22 protein-coding genes are annotated in these 23,412 nt (G+C 40.8%); 2 read left to right on the top strand and 20 right to left on the bottom strand.

From position 1 onward, the window contains the following. Nucleotides 1–61 precede the first annotated feature (61 nt). Entirely contained in the window at nucleotides 62–1,270 is a 1,209-nt protein-coding gene (locus BR02_RS0107760) for an MFS transporter (RefSeq protein ID WP_084170981.1), read from the top strand. Nucleotides 1,271–1,298: 28 nt separating this feature from the next. On the opposite strand, the gene BR02_RS0107755 is transcribed toward BR02_RS0107760, so the two are convergent. The 5 genes from BR02_RS0107755 to BR02_RS0107735 form a co-directional block, all read right to left on the bottom strand. Beyond that, on the bottom strand, nucleotides 1,299–1,592 hold the full coding sequence (locus tag BR02_RS0107755; protein WP_031515862.1) for a hypothetical protein: 294 nt from the start codon (nucleotides 1,590–1,592) through the stop codon (nucleotides 1,299–1,301). An 88-nt stretch (nucleotides 1,593–1,680) separates the two neighbouring features. Then, nucleotides 1,681–2,610, bottom strand: a complete 930-nt coding sequence (locus BR02_RS0107750; protein WP_169738587.1) for a peptide arginase family protein — start codon at nucleotides 2,608–2,610, stop codon at nucleotides 1,681–1,683. Between the two features lie 10 nt (nucleotides 2,611–2,620). Beyond that, complete coding sequence (locus BR02_RS0107745) at nucleotides 2,621–3,877, bottom strand: hypothetical protein (protein ID WP_031515858.1); 1,257 nt, start codon at nucleotides 3,875–3,877, stop codon at nucleotides 2,621–2,623. A 36-nt stretch (nucleotides 3,878–3,913) separates the two neighbouring features. Continuing rightward, complete coding sequence (locus tag BR02_RS0107740; protein WP_031515856.1) at nucleotides 3,914–4,882, bottom strand: ABC transporter substrate-binding protein; 969 nt, start codon at nucleotides 4,880–4,882, stop codon at nucleotides 3,914–3,916. Further along, entirely contained in the window at nucleotides 4,879–6,717 is a 1,839-nt protein-coding gene (locus BR02_RS0107735; RefSeq protein WP_207640999.1) for an ATP-binding protein, read from the bottom strand. The genes BR02_RS0107740 and BR02_RS0107735 overlap by 4 nt, the downstream gene beginning before the upstream one ends. On the opposite strand from BR02_RS0107735, the gene BR02_RS15625 reads away from it, so the two are divergent. Then, on the top strand, nucleotides 6,673–6,843 hold the full coding sequence (locus BR02_RS15625; protein ID WP_169738586.1) for a hypothetical protein: 171 nt from the start codon (nucleotides 6,673–6,675) through the stop codon (nucleotides 6,841–6,843). The two genes, BR02_RS0107735 and BR02_RS15625, sit on opposite strands and share 45 nt — an antisense overlap. Before the next feature lie 11 nt (nucleotides 6,844–6,854). Here BR02_RS15625 and BR02_RS0107730 read toward each other — a convergent pair whose 3' ends face one another. The 15 genes from BR02_RS0107730 to BR02_RS0107660 form a co-directional block, all read right to left on the bottom strand. Continuing rightward, nucleotides 6,855–7,379, bottom strand: a complete 525-nt coding sequence (locus BR02_RS0107730) for a hypothetical protein (protein ID WP_031515852.1) — start codon at nucleotides 7,377–7,379, stop codon at nucleotides 6,855–6,857. Between the two features lie 224 nt (nucleotides 7,380–7,603). Further along, nucleotides 7,604–8,479 (bottom strand): VanW family protein, encoded by an 876-nt coding sequence (locus BR02_RS14785; RefSeq protein WP_157834943.1) that lies wholly within the window; start codon nucleotides 8,477–8,479, stop codon nucleotides 7,604–7,606. A gap of 54 nt (nucleotides 8,480–8,533) precedes the next feature. Beyond that, nucleotides 8,534–9,232, bottom strand: a complete 699-nt coding sequence (locus BR02_RS0107720) for a Crp/Fnr family transcriptional regulator (protein ID WP_031515848.1) — start codon at nucleotides 9,230–9,232, stop codon at nucleotides 8,534–8,536. Between the two features lie 101 nt (nucleotides 9,233–9,333). Next, complete coding sequence (gene rsiV, locus BR02_RS0107715) at nucleotides 9,334–10,230, bottom strand: anti-sigma-V factor RsiV (RefSeq protein WP_031515846.1); 897 nt, start codon at nucleotides 10,228–10,230, stop codon at nucleotides 9,334–9,336. Next, complete coding sequence (locus BR02_RS0107710) at nucleotides 10,227–10,727, bottom strand: sigma-70 family RNA polymerase sigma factor (protein ID WP_031515845.1); 501 nt, start codon at nucleotides 10,725–10,727, stop codon at nucleotides 10,227–10,229. Before BR02_RS0107710 ends, rsiV begins: the two co-directional genes overlap by 4 nt. Nucleotides 10,728–10,931: 204 nt before the next feature. Further along, nucleotides 10,932–12,293 (bottom strand): TIGR02679 family protein, encoded by a 1,362-nt coding sequence (locus tag BR02_RS0107705; RefSeq protein ID WP_051688207.1) that lies wholly within the window; start codon nucleotides 12,291–12,293, stop codon nucleotides 10,932–10,934. 21 nt (nucleotides 12,294–12,314) lie between these two features. Beyond that, a complete protein-coding gene (locus tag BR02_RS0107700) occupies nucleotides 12,315–16,484 on the bottom strand; it encodes a TIGR02680 family protein (protein ID WP_051688206.1) in 4,170 nt (1,389 codons plus the stop codon). Next, nucleotides 16,474–17,679 (bottom strand): TIGR02678 family protein, encoded by a 1,206-nt coding sequence (locus tag BR02_RS0107695; RefSeq protein WP_031515839.1) that lies wholly within the window; start codon nucleotides 17,677–17,679, stop codon nucleotides 16,474–16,476. The genes BR02_RS0107700 and BR02_RS0107695 overlap by 11 nt, the downstream gene beginning before the upstream one ends. 12 nt (nucleotides 17,680–17,691) lie before the next feature. Next, nucleotides 17,692–19,170, bottom strand: a complete 1,479-nt coding sequence (locus BR02_RS0107690) for a TIGR02677 family protein (protein WP_031515837.1) — start codon at nucleotides 19,168–19,170, stop codon at nucleotides 17,692–17,694. 285 nt (nucleotides 19,171–19,455) lie between these two features. Next, complete coding sequence (locus tag BR02_RS0107685) at nucleotides 19,456–20,697, bottom strand: HD domain-containing protein (RefSeq protein WP_031515835.1); 1,242 nt, start codon at nucleotides 20,695–20,697, stop codon at nucleotides 19,456–19,458. 14 nt (nucleotides 20,698–20,711) lie between these two features. After that, complete coding sequence (locus BR02_RS0107680) at nucleotides 20,712–21,002, bottom strand: HD domain-containing protein (RefSeq protein ID WP_031515834.1); 291 nt, start codon at nucleotides 21,000–21,002, stop codon at nucleotides 20,712–20,714. Nucleotides 21,003–21,016: 14 nt separating this feature from the next. Further along, entirely contained in the window at nucleotides 21,017–21,256 is a 240-nt protein-coding gene (locus BR02_RS0107675; RefSeq protein WP_031515831.1) for a hypothetical protein, read from the bottom strand. Between the two features lie 124 nt (nucleotides 21,257–21,380). Beyond that, nucleotides 21,381–22,493, bottom strand: a complete 1,113-nt coding sequence (locus BR02_RS0107670; protein ID WP_031515830.1) for an RNA-guided endonuclease InsQ/TnpB family protein — start codon at nucleotides 22,491–22,493, stop codon at nucleotides 21,381–21,383. An 11-nt stretch (nucleotides 22,494–22,504) separates the two neighbouring features. Next, a complete protein-coding gene (gene tnpA / locus BR02_RS0107665) occupies nucleotides 22,505–22,903 on the bottom strand; it encodes an IS200/IS605 family transposase (RefSeq protein ID WP_031515828.1) in 399 nt (132 codons plus the stop codon). A 242-nt stretch (nucleotides 22,904–23,145) separates the two neighbouring features. Beyond that, on the bottom strand, nucleotides 23,146–23,412 hold a 267-nt coding region (locus BR02_RS0107660; RefSeq protein WP_031515826.1), incomplete at its 5' end, for an ATP-binding protein.

Here is a 23,412-nt window from a genome sequence, read left to right as displayed (position 1 = left end):
ATAATATCAACAAATTAACTATAATTGTATTGACAGTTAAAACCGGAACGGAGGAATTGTTTTGAAGCTACCCAAGTCATCGTCACTATCTGATATGCGCATCAAAGTCTTGTTGCTGCTTTCTGCCGGGCACCTGGTAACCGACCTTGCAGCCGGTGCCCTGCCAATAATGCTGCCTATTATTCAAGCATCCTTAAATCTTTCTTATAGTGCAGCGGGTTTAATCGCATTAATTTTTAACGTCAGCTCATCGGTGATACAACCGCTTTTAGGCTACTGGAGCGACCGGGTTAAAAGCCGCTGGCTGATGCCCCTGGGCTGCTTTTTATCAATGGCAGGCCTGGCCATGGTGGGTGTTATCTCCAACTATTGGCTAATTTTATTGGTGGTACTCATTAGCGGCCTAGGTTCTGCGGCTTTCCACCCCGAAGGATCAAAGGTAAGCCGGCTGGCCAGTGGACAGCGCAGGGCAACGGGCATGTCTATATTTATTGTCGGCGGTGCCCTGGGTGCCGCAATTGGCGCTGCATCCATGGCCCAACTGCTCACCCTTTACGGCAACACCGCCGGTATATATTTCATATTCCCCGGCCTGGCAATGGTTTTACTGTTTTACATATACAGAAACAAATTACCCGATGAGCCCCGGCAAATAAGAAAAACAAGGGCTGACAATACTGCAAACAAGCCCTTAATTAAGGTGCCCCGCAAGATATTAATACCCCTTCTTGCACTTATTTTTGTGGTGGTATTGAGATCTTGGGTACAAGCCGGTTTAACACATTTTATGCCCCTGTACTTTGTCAACTACCTGGGTTACAGCCCGGCTTACGTCAGTTCCCTTTTGATAGCCTTTATGCTGGCCGGCGCCACCGGCACAATATTGGGCGGACCACTGGCTGACCGCTTTGGCAGAAAAAACACCTTGGTTACCTCAACGGCACTGCTAATCCCCCTAATGCTGCTATTAAGAATCAGCGGCGGAATATGGTCCTTGGTACTGTTCTTCATAATTGGCATGGTTATAGTATCTACCATGGCCATCACAGTGGTTATGGGCCAAGAGCTTATGCCCCACCGGGTAGGGGTGGCGTCCGGGTTAATGACAGGCTTCGCCATTGGCTTAGGAGGAGTGGGTGTGGTGCTGCTGGGTGCCATTGCGGACCATTTTGGCGAGCCCACCGCCTTATGGGTAATGACAGTGACGCCGGTGGTTGCATTGTTAGCCACCCCGCTGCTGCCAAAGGATAGCCACGGGAAGGAAAAATAATGGGCAAAAAATATAAGCTGCCATATCATTATGGCAGCTTATTGCCGTTTTTATCTAAGGTTTCATTTATCTTAAGACCGCCGACAACCAAATCTAAATCTTCATCACTAAGTTCATCAATTTCCCGGACCCTTGACCATATTTTTTCCTTCCGTCCTTCCATTTCTATGGAAAAATCTGCCCTTGCCAGCAGCTGGGCCAGGAATAACAGTTCTTTATATTCATCATTGCAATGCCGGTAGTCAGGCGGAATCACCAAGTCCCCGGATAGAATTTTATCTATATCCTCATTAAATGATTCCAAGTAACGCTTTTTAATCATTTGCACACCTCAAATCACAGTGCTCGGGCATTTGCTTCTTTATAGCATACTATGCTTGCAACAATTACACAAGTGAATTTATTATGTATCAACTATCAAACCTTTGTTTAAGCTCATCGATATGGGTGATGCTTAAATCATATAACTGACCTAAACCTTCAATTAATTTGTTTTCAATGTATTCCCACTGATCCCCCGGTGTATACCCGGAAAAACGGGAACGACAAATATCTATCAGTTTCGGTTTAACATCATTTTGTTTTAAAAAATCCACAAATCTACTAATTCTTTTGTCAATCACATCCGGCGAGACCTTTTTATAATTCGGTGTTTCCTGCCATTCAGTATAGTATAAATAATAACCGTCGCTTTCCTTTTTAGCGGTTAGAGCTGCATCGGGCATGATTCTAAAGGGGTTGTACTTATTATTAATAAAGTCATGATAAGCCCGCTCAGTAATCTCTATCCTTTTCACTGTAGATGATAAAGAATTGTCACAGGAGAAAAAGTCTAAATCTATGTCCAGTATTAGTGGTTGGCCGGTGGTAAAGCTGCTTCCCAGGCCAATTTCCTGATGACGGTAAAACTGATGCCTACCCCATGGATTTCCCTCTGACTGCAGTTGCAGTGGCAGGAAACCATTTATCTCACCGATTTTAAAACACTTACCCTCGGATTTATAGGAAGCCACGTATTTGTCAGTCCTTTTACCCTCATAGCTGCTATATTTACATAAGAAGGTGTAGTTATTGATTACCCCCCTGTAAATTGCCGGTATAATAAAGGTGGCAATGCCCAGTTGCTGATAAGTAAAACGGTATATTCTACTTAAGTCTTCCTCTAATTGGTCAACTGACTCACCTAAGCAGCCACACAACATATCCTCGTGGGAATCCACGCGCAGCAGTGTGTTGCCAAAGGGATTAATTAGCTTATTAAAATATCCGTAATGCCAAATAAAAAAAGCTTCATGGTGCTCCTCAATAATAAATAACGGAACAGTCAATACGGCAATCACATCCTTATGCCTATTTATTAAATAGCCATGATTTTTTTAGAAAGGGGGGCAGCACATAGGCACAGCCATCACTGTTGGCGGCGCCCTTTTCATCCTCCTCAATAAAATCTATTTCAAGCCAAGGCGGTACCCGGTCCTTTAGCATTTTTTCAATCGCCGCCCGGCTGTCCTTTAAACACAGCTGACGATAATCCCAGTCCAGCATCGACCTTTTGGCTATTTCTTTAAAAACATCCTGCATTTCCTTATATCCCCGCTGTTTTTGCTTAAATACTTCCTTTAAATATATTCCCGTTACCCTAAGGTAAGCCTTGGCCTTTATACCCTCCTCCGGGGAATAGCTTATTTTAAAGTGACAGACATCCCTTACCAACAGGGTAAAGCCATAACCCTTTTCCATAAAACAGCCCTGGATGCCCGGCCAATTAAGGACACCCTTTCTTTTTACATGGGTGCACAGCCGGTGCTTAACTAAATTTTCCATAAGGGCCGGCAAAGCTTTCTCCCTTGGCCTAAAGTTAATACCAATTTTTTTAGATATACCTTGTCCGGTGACATCGAAATCCACCTGATATTGTCCGTCGCTATATTGATGTACTAACTGAAATAATTCCTCCAACTCAGAAACGGGGCCCGGCCAAGCGATGGCAGATAAATAATCTATAGCCTGCACCCAGGTTAAGTCATCTGTAAATATCCTAACCCGATCTTTGTTTCTGGCCAGCATGGTACCCACTTGAAACAGGCCCACGGCCGGAGGCAGCTCCTTAATTACACTTACAATCTTGTCCTTTAGTAAGTTCAGCTGCTGTTCATCCAGTAACTTCCCCAGGACAAAAAACAAAAGCTCGGTGTCTGCATCCCTGCCCTTTATCATTTCACCGGCATTAAAGAAAAAGCATGGTTGCGGAAGCTGCCGGTCACACTGGCCGTAATCCATTTCAAACCAAATATCTTCTATGCTCCAGGGCCAGCAATTGACAAAATTAATGATTCTTAGCCAGACCTGGTCGCTAGATAATTGGTAAAAACTTTTATTATTTAATCCGTTAATTAAACAAGCCTTTTCTTCAGCAAGTACCCGAAAAGAAAAATCCACCTCGGCGGCCTCTGTATTTAAGTGTGTCTCCAGAATATAAGAACTGGCTGCAAAATCCCTGAATAAAGCCGTCATTTTATCTAGTTTACTGTATGTTTCTTGGGACATTATTTCTGCCGGCAAGCCGGGAGCCATTTTAATAAGATATTCCCTAACATTACCTTCCACAAATAATCCTCCACCCTATCGTCAATTTGCTTGCTTCTACAAGCCTTCAATATCTTTATAAGCTTTATCAACCACTATAAGCAATTCAAAGGGTAGTTTAAAGTCAATTTTTTTAGCCACCTCGGAATTTAGGATTATTACCGGGGCGCTTTGAAAAGATTGCTCTAATTGGCGGGGCTTGGCGCCCAGTAAACACTTACTGATATTATCCGCACCAAAACGACCGATGTTTACCTCATCCATCACCGAAACGGTAATCAAGGCTCCATGCTGCACTTCAATGTCACCCAACTGGGAAAAGATGGGTATTTTGTTTTCATAAAAGGGTTGAAACAAGTGCGGCAGTTTTTCACTCTCCAGCGATGCTATGGTCACATAAACGGCGTCAACCTCTTTTGCCAGTTTGTTGTAGGCATCCTGCACTTCTTGGTAGTATCGCGGGTACTCCTCGGGGCTCCGCGGCTCCCTGACATGGTAGCGCACTATTTCAAATCCATTTTCTTCAGCCAGTTTTTCCACTTCGTTTACAGCCGAATATACCCTGGCATTGTCAGAGTCTTCGTAAACCATGCCCAGTTTTTTAAATTGCACGATATCATAAAAAGCTTTAATTTGGCGTTCAAAGCGCTGTTCATCCATGTGGGCCCATACCTTATCTTTACCCGAGTCTTCCACTGAATCAATAATCCCCGATCTTACTGCATTGGAAGCGGCAAAAACAAAAATGTTTGTATCATGCTGGGCATTACTCAGTAAAATGCCGGCTTCGGCACCCATCACCAGCATGATATCTATATCCTTTCTACTGTTTAACCGTTCAATAATGCCTTCTCGATCAACATCGGCATCCCTCAGGTTATAAAAGGCATCCTCCACAAATTCAACATAGGGACTCACTTCTTCGTTGGCCAGCCACCGCCAAATGGCCCTACTGTCCCCGCTCGCCACTATCCTGTTAAACCATTTTAAATTATTAACCCAACCAATTTCCTCTAATCCCCTCACAATTGCCACCAGTGTGCTGGTATAAGTTGAAAAACTCTCACTTTCGCAATAACCGAAAACTGTAGTTCCGATGTAACCACTTGCTGCATTACTTTTTTCAAGGTCAATAATGTTTTTACCCTGGCCAACATTACTTTACTGTTAAAGGGCTTGGGTAAATAATCATTGGCACCGACCTCAAAGGCCAGCAGTGAATCTTCTGTTCTGTCCTTAGCCGTCAAAATCAGTATCGGTAATTCCAAAAGTGAATATTTCTCCCTGACCAACCGGCACACTTCATATCCTGATAAATCAGGTAACATGAGGTCTAAAATCATCAGATCAAAGCCCGGGCTTTCCTCAATTTTCCTTAATGCCTGCCGACCGCCGGTGGCAGTGGTAACCTGATACCGCTCCACAGAAAGCTGGCTCTCAACCACATGTAGGTTAATGGGTTCATCGTCCACAACAATAATGCGAAACTCAGAGTTTGTATCCGGAACAATGGCAGCAACATCTTCCTTAGTTTCCGGTAAGTCCAGTGTAGCTGCAATTTCCGCTCTACCTTCACTCATTTGAACCATTTCACTGCTGATTGGCAGGGTAAAAATAAATTTAGCCCCCCGATGACCGTCCGACTCTACCCAAATTTTACCCCCATGCAGCTCTACCAATCTTTTAGTAATACTCAGACCGATCCCCATCCCCTTATATTTTAAGGTCTGCTGCTCACCCTGCTCGTAGTACTCAAATATCCTGCTCTGCTGCTCCAAGGGAACGCCTATGCCGGTATCTTCAACGGAGATTACCACAAAATCGCCCTGCCTATTTGCCGATATAAGCACACTGCCGGCGGTGGTAAACTTAATGGCATTACCAATTAAGTTATCTAAAATCTGGTGCAGCCTATTTTCATCAGCCTTAACCGGGGGTATCTTGTTACCCACATCATTAATAAGCTCTATATTCTTATTGGCAGCCACAGGCCTAGCCAGGGCCAAGGCCCTGTTTACAACTTGTTTAAGATCTATGGGCTCAAGCTCTAAAACAATATTGTCGTTCTTCAACCTACTCAAGCGCCTGCCACTGGAAACTATCAAAGATAGATTGGTACTCTGCTGCTGATTTAAAGCTCCTGCTGGGCCGTTTAAAATAGATTCAGCAATGCCAATGATGCCGTTTAAGGGCGTTTTTAACTCATGGGAAACACTGGCTAAAAATTGGTTCCTCAGTTTATCCAATGATAACAATTTTTCCGACATTTGTTCTATTGTTTTATAGGCATTAGAAAAACGTCGGGCAATAATAAAGGATTGAGTAAAGATAGCCACAAAAACGCCCAGGGGGAAGAGGTCGCCCACAGCGGATTTTTCGGTATAGTACAATATATCATTAACAGCGGTGCCGGTAAAAATAAGAAATCCGATGATCACCAGTGCGGCACCGTCTCTTTTTCTAATCAGTGCCAGTATCACTGCAAATAACATATACAAGAAGACCGCTAAGGTTATTACATCATAACTGATTAAATAACGGCTAAATACAATGGGCTCAGTTAAGAGCACATGTATTGAATAGCCAACCGATATTATAAAATAAATATAAGCTACCTTTTTTAATACTTCTCCCGGAAATAGGTAGTAGAGAAATAAAACAAAGAAGGGTATACCCAGGTAAAATGTTAAGTACTCCAGCTTAAGAATAATCTCTTGGGGTATTTGTGGGTAAAAGTTCAGCAGCATTACTTGTCCCACCAATACAATCCTCAAAGCCATCAGTATGCAAAACAAGCCAAAGCATAAAGTTGCCATGTGGCTCCTGCGCAGCATAAAAATGGCCAGGTGATGAAGCCCCATGATCATCAAAACGCCCAGCAAGACCATGTCAAAAACCAGTTCTTACTCCCTAATTGTGCTGATTTGATCACTGTTGCCCAAAGTAATTGGTTGCCAGATACCGCCCCGGCGGTGGCTAAAGTTTGATACCTGTAATACTATGTCGGCGGAGTTTCTTTCAATGATAGGTGGATGATTTTAGGAAAGTACTTGGGGTCGCTTTGCTCCCTTTGGGTTGCCACTTCACCCTGGGCAGATACCAGCCGTCCGTTTACCCATAATTTATGTGCAGTACTGATGGCAGAAAGACCCAAAGATTTCGATTGTTCATCTTCAGGCAATAATACTTTTAAACGAAAGGTGGCATACCCTTCACCGGTCAGTATTTGGTCATTTACCCGATAGCCGTTCCATGACTGGGGAACAGAGAATAGATGCTTATCAAAACCGCCTTGCCCCTCGTTAAAATCCCCGGGGGTCAGTAACTGGCCCCAATAAAACTCCCAATCCCCGTTCAATTCAACCGGGCCCATCTGTTCAAAGTCCCAACCGGTTAGGTCTAAGGTGCCTTCCAATGCCCTAACTTCATTTTTTTCGGGCTGTGTTGTCGTACATCCGCTGACAAGCAGCCCAATCACCATAAACAGCATTAGTAATAAATAACCTCTACCAAAACGGTACACGACACTCCCCCCGAACCAATACTCCTTCAGCGGTGGATAGAATCTCCTCTGAATATTTAGTCAAGTAATAATAGATAATTGTCAAATTTAACATCCTAGATTCAATATTTATGTCGAAAGTCCATTTAATAATTGAAAGTTCACCATGGTTGTGCCTTGCGGGCATTACCGGCAGAAACAAAAAACCCCGACTTTTTAAAGTCGAGGCCTTTAGCTAAAAATTATCATGTATAATTTAAGGTTTTAGTTTCATTGTCCCATTCAACATTATAGCCCATTGCCATCCCCAGGTATCTGGCAGCCATAAACATTGTGCCGTTCTTAATTATTATTTGATTATCAACACCGCCTTCACTATCATTAACACTTAAATTGACAGTATTATGTCCGTTTGTAATAATTGCCGCATTTATTGTATTATCCCAGCTAACAATAGCCCCCAGTGCCTCGGACACTGACCGAACCGGTACCATTAAACTGGACTGATAGATAAAAGGGGCTGCATTTAAACTTACATATTGACCATTTAACATAACACTTATCGGGGATTTTTCCTCCAATGAAATTATCAGCATCTTGTCTTCCACCGCAGCATTGATTTTAATCGGATTATCTTTAGTGTTTTTAAACCGATAGTCTAACACCCCGTACCATACCGTAGCATCATTACCGCGTTCAGCGTAATCTACATCCAATGAGTGGCTATGCCTTTCCAAAATCTCTAACCCGGCATTTAGCACCGTTTGATGAAGGGCAGTTGAAGTTCTGCAAACCCCACCGCCAACATCCGGAACATATGTAAGTTCCCCGTTTAGCCAACCAATTGCTTCACTCCATGCAAAACCTCTCTCTAAGGTTCTCGGCCCAACTATTTTGTTGTAAGAGAATATTTCACCGGGTTCTAAAATCACCTGGTCAATTAGTTGTGCTGACAGTGCTACATTTTTAATTCCGCCTTCATCATCCTCCGGGGGCATGGGTAGAACCTGCCGGGATAGCTCAATAAACTGTGGCCCGGCATTGGCCGGACCAGTGCTAACCAAGGGTATTGCCAGCAATAAAAAGCAAATTAATATTAACCTTTTAAAACTTATTTTCAAGATTTCATTTGCCCCTTTCTTAATTGTGCCGCATTTCAACTGCCACAGGGAACCCTAACCCTTTCTGGCATTAACCAGGCTATGCCGGTCAAGAATATCAATTTTTCTCTGCCCGCTTAACTTGATCCACCCTTTACTTTGAAAATAAGAAAGTTTTCTACTGAGGGTTTCTTGTGATGTTCCGATGTGGGCCGCCAAGTCTTTTTTGCTCATGGACAAAGTCACCTTATCTTCCTCATCTGCCATACTTAAAAGTACATCCACCACCCGCTGCTCCACATCATGAATACCCAATTGTTCTATTAGATTTTCCGCATTCTCCATTCGTTCACTTAGTTCTTGCAATATTTTAATAGAAATGCCCGGGTTTTTATATATAAGGTCCTTTATTTTTTTGCCGTCAATAATACAAATGGATGAAGTCTCCATCACTTCGGCATTACTCTTGCTCCTTGAGTGGGTAAATAGGGATAATTCCCCGACAAAATCTCCTGCTCCAAGAACCCTGATAATTTGTTCTTTACCTTCATCGGACGTTCTTGAAATTTTCACCTTTCCTTTATGTATGACATAGAGGTTATTAACTTGATCCCCTGATAAGAATAAAAACTCACCTTTTTTAAACTGCCTACTAATTTTTATTTTAGCAATTTCATTTACCTCTTGCTTACTGAGACCATGAAATATCGGAACTTGCTCTATACAACTCTTACCGGCTTCATCGGTAAGTTCCTTACAGTGATTACATTTCATAACCCAAGCACCCCTTGTTTTCTCTGCCCGCTTCCTCTTATTTCTCCATCTTTTATCAAAACTCCTTTTTACAACAGCCCGGCAATACTGCCAATGGGGAATTAGCGTATATACTCCCGCCCCACCAGAATATCGGCCAGCACTTCGGTGGGAATGATAAACTCCGGTGTGCCCATGTAGCCGGGGGCCACTTGGTACTCGTCAAATACAATTACCAAATTACCTTGGGAGTTGATGTAGAAATTTTGATCCGGTTCTATGGTTTTAAATGGTTCGAACATCATTTCTTGACCGGGCATTTCCACCCAGTAAATTTTGTTTTCATCTTCATGCATCTGAGCCATCATTTGTTCTTTAATATTTTCGCTAATGATATGGATATAGCTGTCATCTTTAAACAGGCTGGGCAAAGTAATTAACAGCTGCTTTTTTTTGTCAATGGTATCATAACGTACCGTTTCGGCGGCAGATGCCTTAATTACCAATTCATAACGCTTAACTGTCAATAGCTGTTCATTATCGGTAATAATCTCGTAACCGCTGCTTACCGCCACATTTCCTGCCTCCTGCTGTTTCAACTGTTCCATTTCCTCAATAAACTGCCCATATAAGTCTTCATTTTCTGCTAAATACTTTTGATTTAAACTGTTCTCCAGTTCCTTGTTTTCTAAGCCCTCAATTTTAGGTACATCAATATCGGCCCTAAACCTTTCCTCATCAACAAAGTAGTTTTTAACGGTTAATACTTTGACAATGCCGCCCACCACCGGCAGTTCCGTTACAGACTTGGCCACTGCCGGGCTAATGTTAACTGCCACTACAAATAGCACCAGTGAAGCGGCTATGGTGGCAATTATTTTGCCCATTTTAGTTAAACCTCTGCCATGGGAGCCAACCCCACCTTGACGCAGTGCCTCATTTACCACTTCGTCCAATTTCGAGGGAATTGGTGTGTTTTGATATTCTTTTTTTAATTGTTCTAATCTCTTATCCTTCATAATTGACTCTCCTTGTCGTCCATTTCTAAGCGCAGCCTTTTCAGTGTCCGATACAACTGCGTTTTAACGGTGTTGACATTTTTATCTAAAATTTCTGCCACGTCTTCCAGCCGCAGGTCCTCAAAATAATGTAAAATGATGATGCTGCGGTAATCTGCCGGCAGCGCATCCAGCGCCCGTCTCAAGTCTATATCCTGGTAATGATCCAGGGCGCCGCCATCCAAGCTAATCAGTGTGCCTTCTTCGGCCACCTTCAGCCTTTTCCGCCGGCGCAAAAAATCCAAGGCTGTATTTACAATAATTCGATAAAACCAGGTTTTTAAGTAGGCGGTGTCCTTAAGTGAATTCTTAGCCGACAGGGCTTTATAGATGGATTCTTGCACCACATCCAAGGCATCCTCTGTATTTCTTACATAACTATAAGCCAGCCGATAGTGATTCTCTTTATATTGAATGACGTAATCGGCAATTAACCGGTCAATGCTGTGATTTGGCATATAATGAAACTCCTTTAATCTAAGATACGTATCTTCCATTACACCTTAGACGCCTAAGGTACAGTAAAAAGTTTCACCTTACAAACAAGAAGCGAGCCAAATTGCTGGCCCGCATAATCAATACTTTATCTTGCATCTATCTTCACTTCCGTCATCTGCAATAATTTGCCATTATTAGGAATGTAAGGTTAAACAAAATTGAAATTACAAAGAGAAAAATTTATTAATATCTTCAATATAATCGTTAATTAAATACTCTTGATAACCGGCCTTATGGCTATGTATTATTAATTCCACCAAAGGTAGAAGTTCTGCCACTTTAATGGTTTCCAGCTTCTTTAGTCGGCTTTTTCCAATAGTCACCTCAGAAATGCACTTTTTATAGTCGCTGGGGTGATATCTCCACAATATTACCTTTTGCGGATAGCGCATTATTAACCGCTGTGCCATTTGCAACCCTTCGGGGTCAAAATCACCCGAGTAATAAATGCTTGCACCGTTTTTTACCAGGTTATCCAACAACAACCACCCCGCAAGCTTGAACTGGCCATGGGTACAAATTAGCGGTGGGGTAAAACCTTGCTGGAAACTATCCATCAATGAGGAAAATACACCGGAGTTTTCTACCACAAATACCGCTTTTTCTTTACCTGCAGGGGTGCAGGCAGGAGAAAACCTCCTCAGCTTAACCAACTCACGAAGCGGTACATTCATTACCACCCCTTGATTACAGGCATTCTTCCACAAGACAAGGGGGGCGGAATCCTTGTCATAACCCATAATACCAGCGCAGGTTACAAAATTTAGTATATCATCCCGGGCCAGGCCAAAATAAGCATAGAGTTCAGTCAGCTCTTCCGCCGATAGGTTAGATACAAAGTTGTAGTCTTCATCTTCTTTTTTTCTGATAAACTTCAATGCTGCCACAAAAAACCTGCCCTGCTCAGTATCTAAATCAAAACCATGGGGATCCCCGGTGATATTAACAGCGAAAGATGATATTCTCTGATATGCCCGCACGCCGTTCTGTTGATACTTTGGCAGCTGAATGATGGCTTTAAGGACATTTTCCAATTGAGATTTTAATAACTCCCTTTGCCGATCATAGGCCATGTGGATGGCCCGTGTGCCACCGCCCTTATCTTCAATATGCTTAAGCCATAAACGACAATATGGATGATTATAGTTATCAGCCAGTTGAATAAAAAATTTTTCCTTTAGGGTTTGATATTTATCTTGCTCCTCTGCCTTGGTAATTAAGGTCCTTCCTGCAAAGGCTTCTAAAAACTTCTTAATATCCACTCCGGCATATTTTGTTTTTTCCAGCGCCTTGGCAAAATCCTCCAGTCTAATGGTTGCAGATATCTGGCCATCATAATCCTTCCTAAACAATACCGAAAGGGCCTCTTTTTCGCATTCTGTTAGATTTTGCAGTTTGGCGCTGCCACCTATCCTGCCTAAACTCTGATATTTTTCAATGAATTGTTTTAACAATCGATGAAATCCCTGTTCTTCCTTAAAAAATTTCACCGCCTGTTTAAGCATAATTTGGTGCTGCTCTACCAACTGTTCTACCCCCAAAAGACTTTAATTACTTGCTGCCTGTGACGCTGTCTGCTCTGGAGCTTTTATATCAAGCCCATGCAGCAGGGTTTTCATTTTGCCATCCCAATGATAGCGAATCACCGTAACATAGGGTGCATTTTTCGGCCTAACTAACTCACAAATAGATAAGGCCGATACTGTATCATAATCCCCCCACAGTGCCTGGGAGTTCATAATATAGTTAAAACCTAACTTTTCCACCAAATCAAACATATCACGAATGTTATTCTCATCTACACCGGCAAAGGCTTCATCAAGGGAAATGATATACGGTGCATCTTGCCGTGCATCTAAGTAGCGGGAGTATGCAGCAGAAAATAGAGGAATATACATGGCCATAGCCTTTTCGCCACCGCTAAAGGTATAGAAAACGTTATTTGTCAACTCTTTGCGCTGTTCACCCTCCCGGCGGTAATACAAGGTAAAGGAAAACCACTTGCGGTAATCCAGTATCTCTTTAAACATTTGGTGCAGCGTTTCGCCATATCCCTTTTCAGCTAACGCCTCTTTGGCTCTGCCAATCTTAGAGCGGAAGTGCTGCGTAATCTGCCTAATATCTTCTTCTTTTAGCATCCTGGGATTGGCACGCAACAAATCCACCAGGTCTTTGGTATCCAATTCCTCTTCATGCTCTGCAGTGCGGGGCTTCCAACGGATAGAAAAAGTTAAACCGCTTGAGGTATCCCGCTGCTCCATCAATTCACTTATTTGTTTTACCCACCGTTGTGCCCGGTTAATCCTTCCCCTAATAATCCGGCCCACACTGTTCATAATGATTTCTTCATAAAGTTCTCTGTCTTTATCATTTAAGATTATTTTTTGCAGCTCAACTTCTTTTTCCATTTGTTCCATTACATAATAGGGGCTGACACGCTTACCTTGATACTCCATCAACAAATGAGTTCTACGTGATTTCTGCATTAGTTGTTCTGCTTGTATTTTTAATACTTCGCTTTCTGCAGGCACCTCAATTGCAGTTACCTCCCCCATCACCTCCTGGGTTAATCGGTATTCCACAAGCACTGCCTGCTCTTGAAAAAAAGCATTATTTAAACGGTTGGTTACTTTTTCTCTATCGCTATCCCGCAATAACTCTCTATACTGTTGCAATACCATCTTGGCGCTTTTCATAATATCTTCATCATCATAAGCTGCATCTACCAATCCAAGTTTCAGTTCATCGGCAAAGACCTGCTGCCATAACCGACACAACTGTGCTGTGTATTTAATATTTTTTTTTATTTCCCCGAGTTTGTTTTGGGTGTTGTTAATCTGGCTCTTTAATTCTACAGTCCCGGTGTTCACCTTTATTATTTCATCGGGAAGTTCCATAATCCTTGATTGCACACCGGCTATTCTCTCTCTGATCTCATCTGCACCTAATTGTTGTAGACGCTGCTGCACCTGCTTCAGACGCATATTATAGCCCTTTATTTCGCTTTCTAACACATTCAGTTCGCCCGTTAACTCATCTACATCGTATATTACATCATCCAAGTTAGTTTTTAATTGAATAAGTAATGTATTACTATTAGCATAATCCTTATGCTTTAATTCAAGTCTTTGCAAATACTTCAGGTAGCTTTGCATAGCAGCTTGGGCCTTTTTATAGGTTTCTTCGCTTGCTTTTAATGGCATCCCCTCGGTTAATTGCCGCAGTTTACTGCGTATTTCTTGCAGTTCCTGCCAAGCTCGTCTTACCTGATTATTTTTAGCTTCTACTTCTTCTTGCCGCACCCTAACCTGCTCATTAACATTAATGAGATTGCGGTACGCTTCATTTACGTCATTATCCGCCGGGAATGCATGGTATTCTTCCTCCAATTGCTGTGCCATTGCTATAAGATCTTCCTTTTTGTCTTCTAAAACAATTAACTCCCTTTGCAATTCTTTCAATTGGGTATTAATTTGTTCTATCATTTGCAGACGATACTGACGGCGGGACTCTTTGCCAATATATATCGAACTACTTTCCCGGGGAGCATGCCCTTTTATTAATGCCACCCGATAACTGCCATCTTCACTAACAAAGGCCGAACCATCACCGGCATCGTCAACCAGCACACTGCGCAGCACATTTTCAATATCCTTAGCGGTAACCGCAATTCCTTCCACCGGAGTTGGATAAAGAAATTCGGCCAGCGTATGGGCAAAAATATTGGCATTGGGTTTGATAACCCGGTCATATTCCCTCACCTGCTCCATATACTTATCCGGCACTATCAAAGCATCCAGCAAACCCATCTGGGTTATAGCAGATTCCAGCCGCTCCCGTTGTTCCGGGGGCACCCCTTGTAAAAACTCCACCGCTGCAAAAAACGGTAGATAAGGAATGCCCGCCTTTTTCAGTTTGCTACGTGCTGCCAAGGTGTCCGGGTGACGAATTGGCTCCGGATCTTTTTTACTCTTCCATTGATTTAGTTCAGTTGTTTTAAGTTCAATATCTTGTTTCTTTGCCTCTATACTGTGGTTTATACCAATTACGTCCTGCTGCAGCTGCTGGTAATACCGCTTATACGCTTTTACTATCGGCTCTTTGACCTCTTCCAAACGATAAGGTTGATAAATCTCATTTATTCTTTGGGCAGTTAACTGTATCTCTTCACTATCAAGTCTTAGATAAAGATTTTGTTTGTTCCATTGATGGAAAGAGTGTAGGTAGTTGCCTTTTTCTTCCTCAAAAAAAACTTCCCAATTTTTTTGGTCTAAAACTGCCAAATCCAATTTTTTATTGGCTTCTGCCAACTCCCGGTCAAGGGCTTGATACCTATCTTTTACCCGGCTGTGCTCTTCCATAGACTCTAAAATAAATTCTAGCTTTTCCTTATAACGATATGCATCAGCCTTCCATAAATCAAAATAGTATTCACTTTGATAGTTCTTTTTAAACTCTTCCCGGGCCAGTGGATGGCCGTCAAAGGCTGTATCTACAATCTCCATATCCAAAGCATCTAACAGTTCAATAATAGACTTTTCAGTGGCACTTATCTTTTCTTCTTCCTCCTCGATACGCCTCTTCAACTGCCGTTCACTATTTTTCTTTTGTTCCAGTACCTGTTCTTTATGTTGAATCTTATTTTTCTGTTCTTTAATACTTTTCTCTATAACACCTTTTTCTTTCTCTGCTTTAAATACATCGTGGTCTTTTAGTGCCCTTTCCTCTTCTTCTAAAACTTCCTGCTCACGTTTGAGTTCTTCCATTTGCTCTGTCAGCATTTTTAACTCAGTATAGTTATTTTCCAGCTGCCCATTAAGCTCTTTTTCCTGTTGAACTAATTTGTTCAGCTTCTTATCTAAACTTAAAAAACCATCAGCCTTTTCAGCTAATACAAATTGGTTGTACACCCGGTATTGTTTACATAGCCTACTTAAAGATCGTGAATCCCGCAGCAACTGATCCAGTTGCTGTTTGGTTTGATCCATATTTTCAATTGTATCAGACAATGGACGTAATTCATCGTCGGAAAGGGCCGGCAGTGATTCATTTAGTATTTCATAAATAACGGTGGGTTTAAAATCCTTAGAAAGTTTTGGACTTCTTAATTGTATAAGTAGCTTTATTAGTTCTTCATATGATTCCAGCGATTCAAAGCCAAAAACATATCTGTTCACAAGCTCCATATATTCGCGTTGGCCTTTTACCACCCTGCCCCCGGTTTCCAACCGTCTCTCCAGCTCTTTTCTGGTAAGGGGAATTTTTTGTTCCTTACCCTCCTCTGCACTGTATTCCGTCTTATATAAAAACAAATCATGACCAATCCTGCGGTTATCTAAAATTACGAACCCCCAAAAATTCATATTACTGTGGCGTTTAGCCCTTAAGCCAATGCCGGTGGTAACATATTGATTTGTCTTTTCCCGCTTGTATTCAAAATAGAGGTACCCTGTACGCTCATCTCTATCAACCACTCCCTTTTCGCCTAGCAAATAGTCCTCCATTTTCCGAGCCCTAGAGCCAAAGGGATCTAACCGCTCAGCACTCTTTCTGCCGTCTAACAGTACCGGTATTAAACTTTGCATAGTAACTGACTTGCCGGAACCATTACTCCCCCGTAACAGTAATTTACCGTCTGAAAAATTAAACTCTTCATCATCGTAATACCAGAAATTTAATACGCCCGCCCGGTTAAGCTGCCATTTTTCATTCTTCATTAACTTCCACCCCAATCTCATTCTTAGCCACAAATTCTTTCGGATACTTTCCGGTAATACGGGCCAACAAGGGTTGCAGAAGAATAACTCCTGTTTCACTGTCCCGGCGGGCCATTTTCCAGTTCTGTAAATATTTTAACAACTCACCGGCCACCACCGGAACAGACGCCTCCCGAAACTGTTTGCTCCAACCACTGCCAAATCTTTCTTTACACTGTTCCACCCATCTTTGATAATCAATTGGTGTAAGACACAAGCTTCCGTCATGATGTAGTGGAATATTATTGTCGGTACGCTGTTTTCGGACAATAAAGGCAAACTGAACAGCAATGTCAGATATCCCTATGTTTTCGGGATACAAATTAAACCTTGCTCTTCTTTCCGGCATTGTAAGCATAGCGGCATTTCTATACAGCTCGAATTCAAAATCACTATGTTTTTCTATGTCCTCCCTAATACGGTTACGGTAATTCCTTAGATACAAAAAGTCCGCATCATTATTTTCCCTGGAATACATAACCGGGGATAAAAATAACTGCCTGTACACCCGGTACCTTCTCCTTAAGCCATTACCCTCGCCTTGGCTTACCCACTCAGACTCCAAAATCTCTTCTTTGGTATTAAACTGAAAAAGATCCTTTGGATAGGAACGCATAAAATACCGGGAAACCACCGGCACATCATACAATACTTCGTATTCCTCATTATAATTAAAGGCCGATATATCCCCTTCCTCCACCTTCAACAGCCCAATTTCAGCGGCAAACTGAAGCACCCTAACCAAAGATTTGCGATGTTCAAAATGGGTCCAGTCCAGCCCTTCCTCCCCAGGATATAAACCCAACAAATCCTCACAAAGATCAGATAGCAGAAACTGTTCATCAGAACTCTTATTCTCTAGGAAGGCCAATAGACAGCAAAGTAATGCATAATCCCGAGGATGTAAAAAATTCCCAATTCCCATCCATTCTTCGGGTTCCACCGGAATCTTCTCCAACTTGGCAAAATGGCGGTGAATAATTAACTGGTAACCTAACTTGTCCAAAAAGAAAGTTCGCAGCGCTTGTTCCCTTTCCCTAACCAGTTGATATTTCTCTGGTTCCCTGTCTCGCAAAATCCAAAACTGTTCTAATAGATGCTCTGCAGCCTCTTTTGCGGTTTCATCAAATACACGTTGTCGCTTGCTACCGTACATACACACCATCACCTAATCCAAAAATTGAAATACATAATTGGGCATTCGTAAATTACCATCCCGTGATCGCAGCACAATATAGCTGTCATCTTGCTTTAGTAGCCTCAATTTGCGGCCGGCCTCTGTTTTCGCAGTCATATTTTTATCTGCCATACATTTACCAATCCAATTTAGCAGTGTTTTTCTAATATAAGGATCAACCACCGGTAAATTCTTAAAAACAATATAATCTTGATTGATTAATTGTTCTATTAATTGTCGTTCCGCCTCTCTTTCACGCAAATATGCAGCCATCATTCTTTCCTTCTCTTCTTTATGTCCTTCAATGGCGCCTGGTTTGGTTTTACCCTTGTAGGTTCTCACCCGGGGATTAACTGTAATCTCGGTCGGTTTTTCATCCCATACCTCCGCATAAATATCTTCCGTTCCTTTTACCGGTGTATAAATATGTCGGGTGTGAAAAACCCCAAACACACAGGCAGATATCTTATGGGCCTCAGAAATATCGGTACACTGCTCAAACCAAGCGGCTAAGTGTAAATAGTCTTTGCGCCTACTTCTAAAGTTGTGATGCCTCTCCCCTAAGCGCTGCGCAAAACGGGTAATACGACGGATAGTTTCATTGGTGGCATTTTGTAAAAATAAAAGGTCGCTCTCTCTTCCGTCACTGCCTAAAAACCAAGTCTTTAAACTCAACCACTGGAGCATGTATTTTTTAACTAGTTCATCCTTTGTTTGCCGCCGGTCTAATCTGGGAATACTCAGGTAATAATCTGCCAGACGATTTGCAATAAGTTCTATCTGTTCTTTAGAAGTTTGCTGTAACACCGCCTCTATACGAAATGAAGTGCGTTGAAGTACAGACATAAAATTTCGCAAGTATTCGGTAATGGCATCTTTATAACTTAGAAAAGCTTCTGTCAGCATCATTTCTTCTACCTTTTCACTTTGCATATGTGCTAGATAATCGGTGGCATTTTCCGTCAACTTGCGAAAATTGCCATACAAATCATTCCAGAATGTATTTAGTTCTTCATCAGATACTTCTTCTATCTTTTGCTGATCCACAAGTATTATCAAGGCATCCAATATCCGGTCAAATAGTGTTCTCTCCAGTGAGCCGCCAAAGGACTCACCCATCTGCTCCAGGCCATGTACCATCCTTTCAATCTCAATGGTGTACGGTGTACATTGGTAGCGGAACTTCTTCTTTTTAAACTCTTCGATGGTATTTACTTTACCAGTATCCTGCCTAGGAATTAAATTTTTCCAATGCACAAGCTGATTCAGATCTTGCTGCAGTTGTTCTTCTGTATAGTCAATAAAGTGCTGGCTTTTCTTTAAGTATTCTAACACCTCTTCAGGAAACAAATAATAACGCATTCTTTCATGTTGAATATAAAAGAAGCGTAAGATAGATCTGTAACGCCAGGCATTACCGGCTGTTAAATAGGCAGCCTCAATAATCGGTTTTAATAGCTTTTCATCCATTTGTTAACCTCACTTTTCCTAATTATTTACTTTTTTTGATTTTATCATAGAATCTGTTATATTAACATCAAAAAAGCGAGCCAAATTGATGGCCCGCCTGCAGTATCTGACAAAAATTAGAAGGTAAAAAATCTATAATTATATTGAGAAAGTAATAGTGGTGATGATAATGATACAACCAACTATATAATAAAAAATGCGCCTTGGGAGTATGCAAAATGGGTATGTACATTGATTTTGGAGGTTTTATGGTGTTTTTAAATGAATTGTTATTAAACCCTAGGTTTATCCCTTACGGGCCTTTTGTAGTATTGCATCACGCAGAAGCTTAATTTTTTCTTTATCATCGTAACCAAAAATAAATATATCAAGAGTGTTGCATGTATAGTCCACCATTTTATTTATTAGAGACTTGCTATCCGATGCCAAGAAAGAAATTACCCCTTCTTTGTCAATTATACGAATTGCGCCTCGAACCTCATCAGGAAAATTATCAAGCGAACAGTCCTCTGCCCTTAAATGTGATGGGATAGACTCTAAATGTACTTTCGACTCAACATAACCAATGCGTGACGGATCTATACCTACCTCTTCGGCCAATTCCCTCTGCATATTTTTAATTAACCATCTTGTCAATAGATACGTTGAATTGTTTACAGGCTTTGCCTTTGGATGACTTGATACTTTCGGAATAATATCCGTTAATGAAAGAACATTAGAGGGCTTTTTCCGTTGGCTTAAACAATCCCATAAAGCCTTGATATTTTCGTCTTTTGATGACTCTGCAAAAGTACAAATTTGTTGCCACATAAAATCATCCGTAAACATATAAAACTCATCTGTTCCAATAATATCAACAATACTTTCATAGCTTTTATACGAGGAATCGGGTATGTTTTTTAATACACTATACATTAAAGCTTTCGCAATTGCCTCAAAAGCAACCGATGTTTTATGTTGAACCACCTGTGTATATTGAAAATATCTCCCCATTAAAAAGTGCTCAATTGCATGTTGCCCCCGACAATCGAAAACCACTAGTTCAACGATTTCTTCAGTTCCATTATCCCGGACAGGACATCTCTCTATTCGCATTTGCCGTAAAATATATTCTAATTCAACACTTCCAAATGATACTCCGGCTTGCCTTGAATCCCTTAACAAATAATCAAGTCTATCTGCATCCAAACTTGAGTGTAGTAATTGAGCGTGAACAGGTTTAGCCTGTGTATCACCTACGATAATTTCACCAACGGCATTAGGTGAAATGCCAGCATCTTTTAATATATTTGTTATTTCAGGATCTCGTTTTATGATTTCTGCCCCTAGATGTTCATGATCCTTCGCTTTGCGTTTTTTAAAATTAGCAATATCACTTAAAAGAGATATATTATCGACAGTAGATATATTAAGTCCTTCAATCATATCATCTGAGTTATTTACCGTATCAATATAGCTATAGACACATTCACTCAAGTGTGAGAATGGAAAATGGCCAACATCATGAAGTAAAGCTGCAATTCTCATTAACCTGACATCTTCTAAGGAAAAACTATTTCACCGCCCGCTGAACCATATTTCCTATAAAGGTGATCACACATCTTCCCCATTATACATAAAACGCCGAGAGAATGAGCAAATCTTGAATGCTCTCCACTTGGAAAAACATATGAAGCGAATCCCATTTGGCGGATTCGCCTCAGTCTTTGCATCGCTCTAGTATCAAGAATACGCACCTCTGTTTCAGACAGCCCTACACAACCATAAATAGGATCATTAATTATTTTATAATTAAATTCTGAGGAGTATTGCCCTAATTTTTTCGGTAACACATCATTTCTCCCCCTTAAACATAAAACTTAAAATCAAGGTAGGCATTATACGCTGACTTTATTTCTTTCTCAGAAAATTGTGGTTTCGTATCTTTGATTATCTTTATTATGAGGCTTTCATCTTTATTGCCACGCTTATACCAATAGGCAATAGATGCAAGTAGCTCATACCATTTAACCTTACTTATATTAAGATTATATTTATTAATTTCATCCTCTAATTTATTAACCCGGGTAATCATCTCTGCATACATTTCTGTGAACTACCCTCCACTTACCACCCTTGCGGGTCGCTTGAAGTGGGGGCTTCTCGGGTAATCCTATCTAACGATAAGAAATTGACCGAGCTAACCCTCTCGTTCCGAAAGTTATTATTCTTTATGCTAATAAGCGTAATCCTTCATTTTTGATATTGATTGCTGAATTGTGATCACGATCTAATACAAAACCGCAAGAACATTCATATATACGTTCAGATAATGGCATTTCTTTTTCCTTGCCACAACAAGAACATTTCTTAGTAGAAGGGAACCATTTATCTATTTTTACAAGTTGCTTCCCTTGTTCTTTTAGCTTGTATTCTAAGAAAGTAGTAAACATACCCCAGCCGTTATCATGAACACTTTTTCCAAAATTGAGGGCTTGAGACATTCCTTTCATATCTAAGTCCTCAATGATAACTGCGTCATAGGTTGATGCTAATTCTTTTGATTTATGGTGAAGAAAATTCTTGCGTTGATTGGCAATTTTCTCTTGTAGCTTTGCTACTTTCAAACGTTGTTTTTCCCAACGTGCAGAACCTTTTTTTCTGCGAGAAAGAATTCGTTGTGCTTTTGCCAGTTTGTCTAAGGCTTGTCGATAGTACCGTGGGTAATTGGCTTTCTCACCCTGTTCACTCTCGACATATAGACCGTCCATTGCAAAATCTAAGCCAACTACTTTTTGAATCTTTACTGACTGAATATCTTTCTCGTATTCTGTCAAAATCGAAATATAGTATTTACCTGTCTTTGTTTTAGAAATAGTACAAGATTTGATTTTGTAATCAGCGGGTATTTCTCTATGTTGCTTCATTTTTATTGGCTTTTTGATTTTTGGTAGTTTGATATGACCATTTTCTAGCTTAATATTGCCGTTGACCATATTGGTTGTGTAAGATTGTTTATTTTTCTTGCTTTTGAATTTAGGAAACTCCGCACGACCTTCAAAAAAGTTCTTATAAGCATTTTGCAAATTGATCTGTGCGTTTGCTAAAGCTAAAGAATCCACTTCTTTTAGGAATGGAAATTCATCTTTGTATTTCGCTGGTGTCGGGAATGCTTGTTGTTTAAGCGTTTCTTTATCGTTTTTGAATTTCTCATACGTTTCTTTACGTTCTTCCAGCATCTTATTGTAGACAAAGCGAACACAGCCGAAAGTTTTAGCTAAAAGTATTTTTTGCTCTTTATCCGGCAATAAGCGATATTTATAAGCTTTATTTTGCTTGGTCATATCAAATCACCTCACTTCTGACCTTGATTTTCAATGTACTTTTTTATGACAGCTATTGGTGCACCGCCTGTTGTAAGCAGGCAAAAACTTCTTGACCAAAACATCTCTTTCCATAGTCTTTTTCGGATATGAGGAAAGTTTTTCTTTATCAGTCGAGAACTTGCACTCTTATAAGTATTGATGAACTTCGATAATTCAGAATTAGGATGTGCTTTGAATAGAATGTGGATATGATCCTTATCATGATTCCACTCTGTCAAAGTAATGTTGTATTTTTTTCCGATCTCAATGAACATATCTTTTGCAAAATCAGATATTTCATCGGTGAACACTTCTCTACGATACTTTACAACTAATACAAGATGATAATGTAATAGGAACACTGAATGATTATTACTATCCAATTTCATTGATATATCATTCCTTTTATATATATAAGACTGATTATATCAAATTATATTAAAACCTTTGGCTAAAGCCAACCGAAATTCATCTCCCACCTACTCATTGGGCTACGCCCTGCACATTCCTTGAGGATGGGAGACTTCTTTCGGAAATCCGTTAAACAAAAACCGCAGTTCTACCTCTGTATCTGTCAACTGAAAACTGCACCAAAATATAATTAAAAACTACACCACCTGGGTCAAAAAAATTATTGTTGCTCAATCCACTGTTTCGTTTCCTTTAGCCTAAATGAATTGCCGTTCATATTGACTATGTAGGCCTTATGAGTTAGGCGGTCAATCATAGCTGCTGTCATCACTGGGTCTTGAAAAATCTCATCCCATCTATCAAATGATAAGTTAGTTGTGATAATAACCGACTTTCTACCAGCTCTTAGAGATAAATGTGTAAATAATAGCTCTGAACCCTCCTTATCAAAGGATATGTACCCTAATTCATCTGCCACAACCAAGTC

Source organism: Desulfofalx alkaliphila DSM 12257, from assembly GCF_000711975.1.
GTDB classification, from domain to species: domain Bacteria; phylum Bacillota; class Desulfotomaculia; order Desulfotomaculales; family Desulfohalotomaculaceae; genus Desulfofalx; species Desulfofalx alkaliphila.
This window is presented reverse-complemented; position numbering and strand designations above follow the sequence as displayed.

Coding starts and splice junctions, on each gene's coding strand:
- BR02_RS0107675 (WP_031515831.1), bottom strand. CDS start 21,256: ATGTATGCAGAGATGATTACCCGGGTTAATAAATTAGAGGATGAAATT.
- BR02_RS0107755 (WP_031515862.1), bottom strand. CDS start 1,592: ATGATTAAAAAGCGTTACTTGGAATCATTTAATGAGGATATAGATAAA.
- BR02_RS0107695 (WP_031515839.1), bottom strand. CDS start 17,679: ATGTACGGTAGCAAGCGACAACGTGTATTTGATGAAACCGCAAAAGAG.
- BR02_RS0107720 (WP_031515848.1), bottom strand. CDS start 9,232: ATGAAATGTAATCACTGTAAGGAACTTACCGATGAAGCCGGTAAGAGT.
- BR02_RS0107685 (WP_031515835.1), bottom strand. CDS start 20,697: ATGAGAATTGCAGCTTTACTTCATGATGTTGGCCATTTTCCATTCTCA.
- rsiV (WP_031515846.1), bottom strand. CDS start 10,230: ATGAAGGATAAGAGATTAGAACAATTAAAAAAAGAATATCAAAACACA.
- BR02_RS0107700 (WP_051688206.1), bottom strand. CDS start 16,484: ATGAAGAATGAAAAATGGCAGCTTAACCGGGCGGGCGTATTAAATTTC.
- BR02_RS0107735 (WP_207640999.1), bottom strand. CDS start 6,717: ATGGGGCTTCATCACCTGGCCATTTTTATGCTGCGCAGGAGCCACATG.
- BR02_RS0107670 (WP_031515830.1), bottom strand. CDS start 22,493: ATGACCAAGCAAAATAAAGCTTATAAATATCGCTTATTGCCGGATAAA.
- tnpA (WP_031515828.1), bottom strand. CDS start 22,903: ATGAAATTGGATAGTAATAATCATTCAGTGTTCCTATTACATTATCAT.
- BR02_RS0107690 (WP_031515837.1), bottom strand. CDS start 19,170: ATGGATGAAAAGCTATTAAAACCGATTATTGAGGCTGCCTATTTAACA.
- BR02_RS0107710 (WP_031515845.1), bottom strand. CDS start 10,727: ATGCCAAATCACAGCATTGACCGGTTAATTGCCGATTACGTCATTCAA.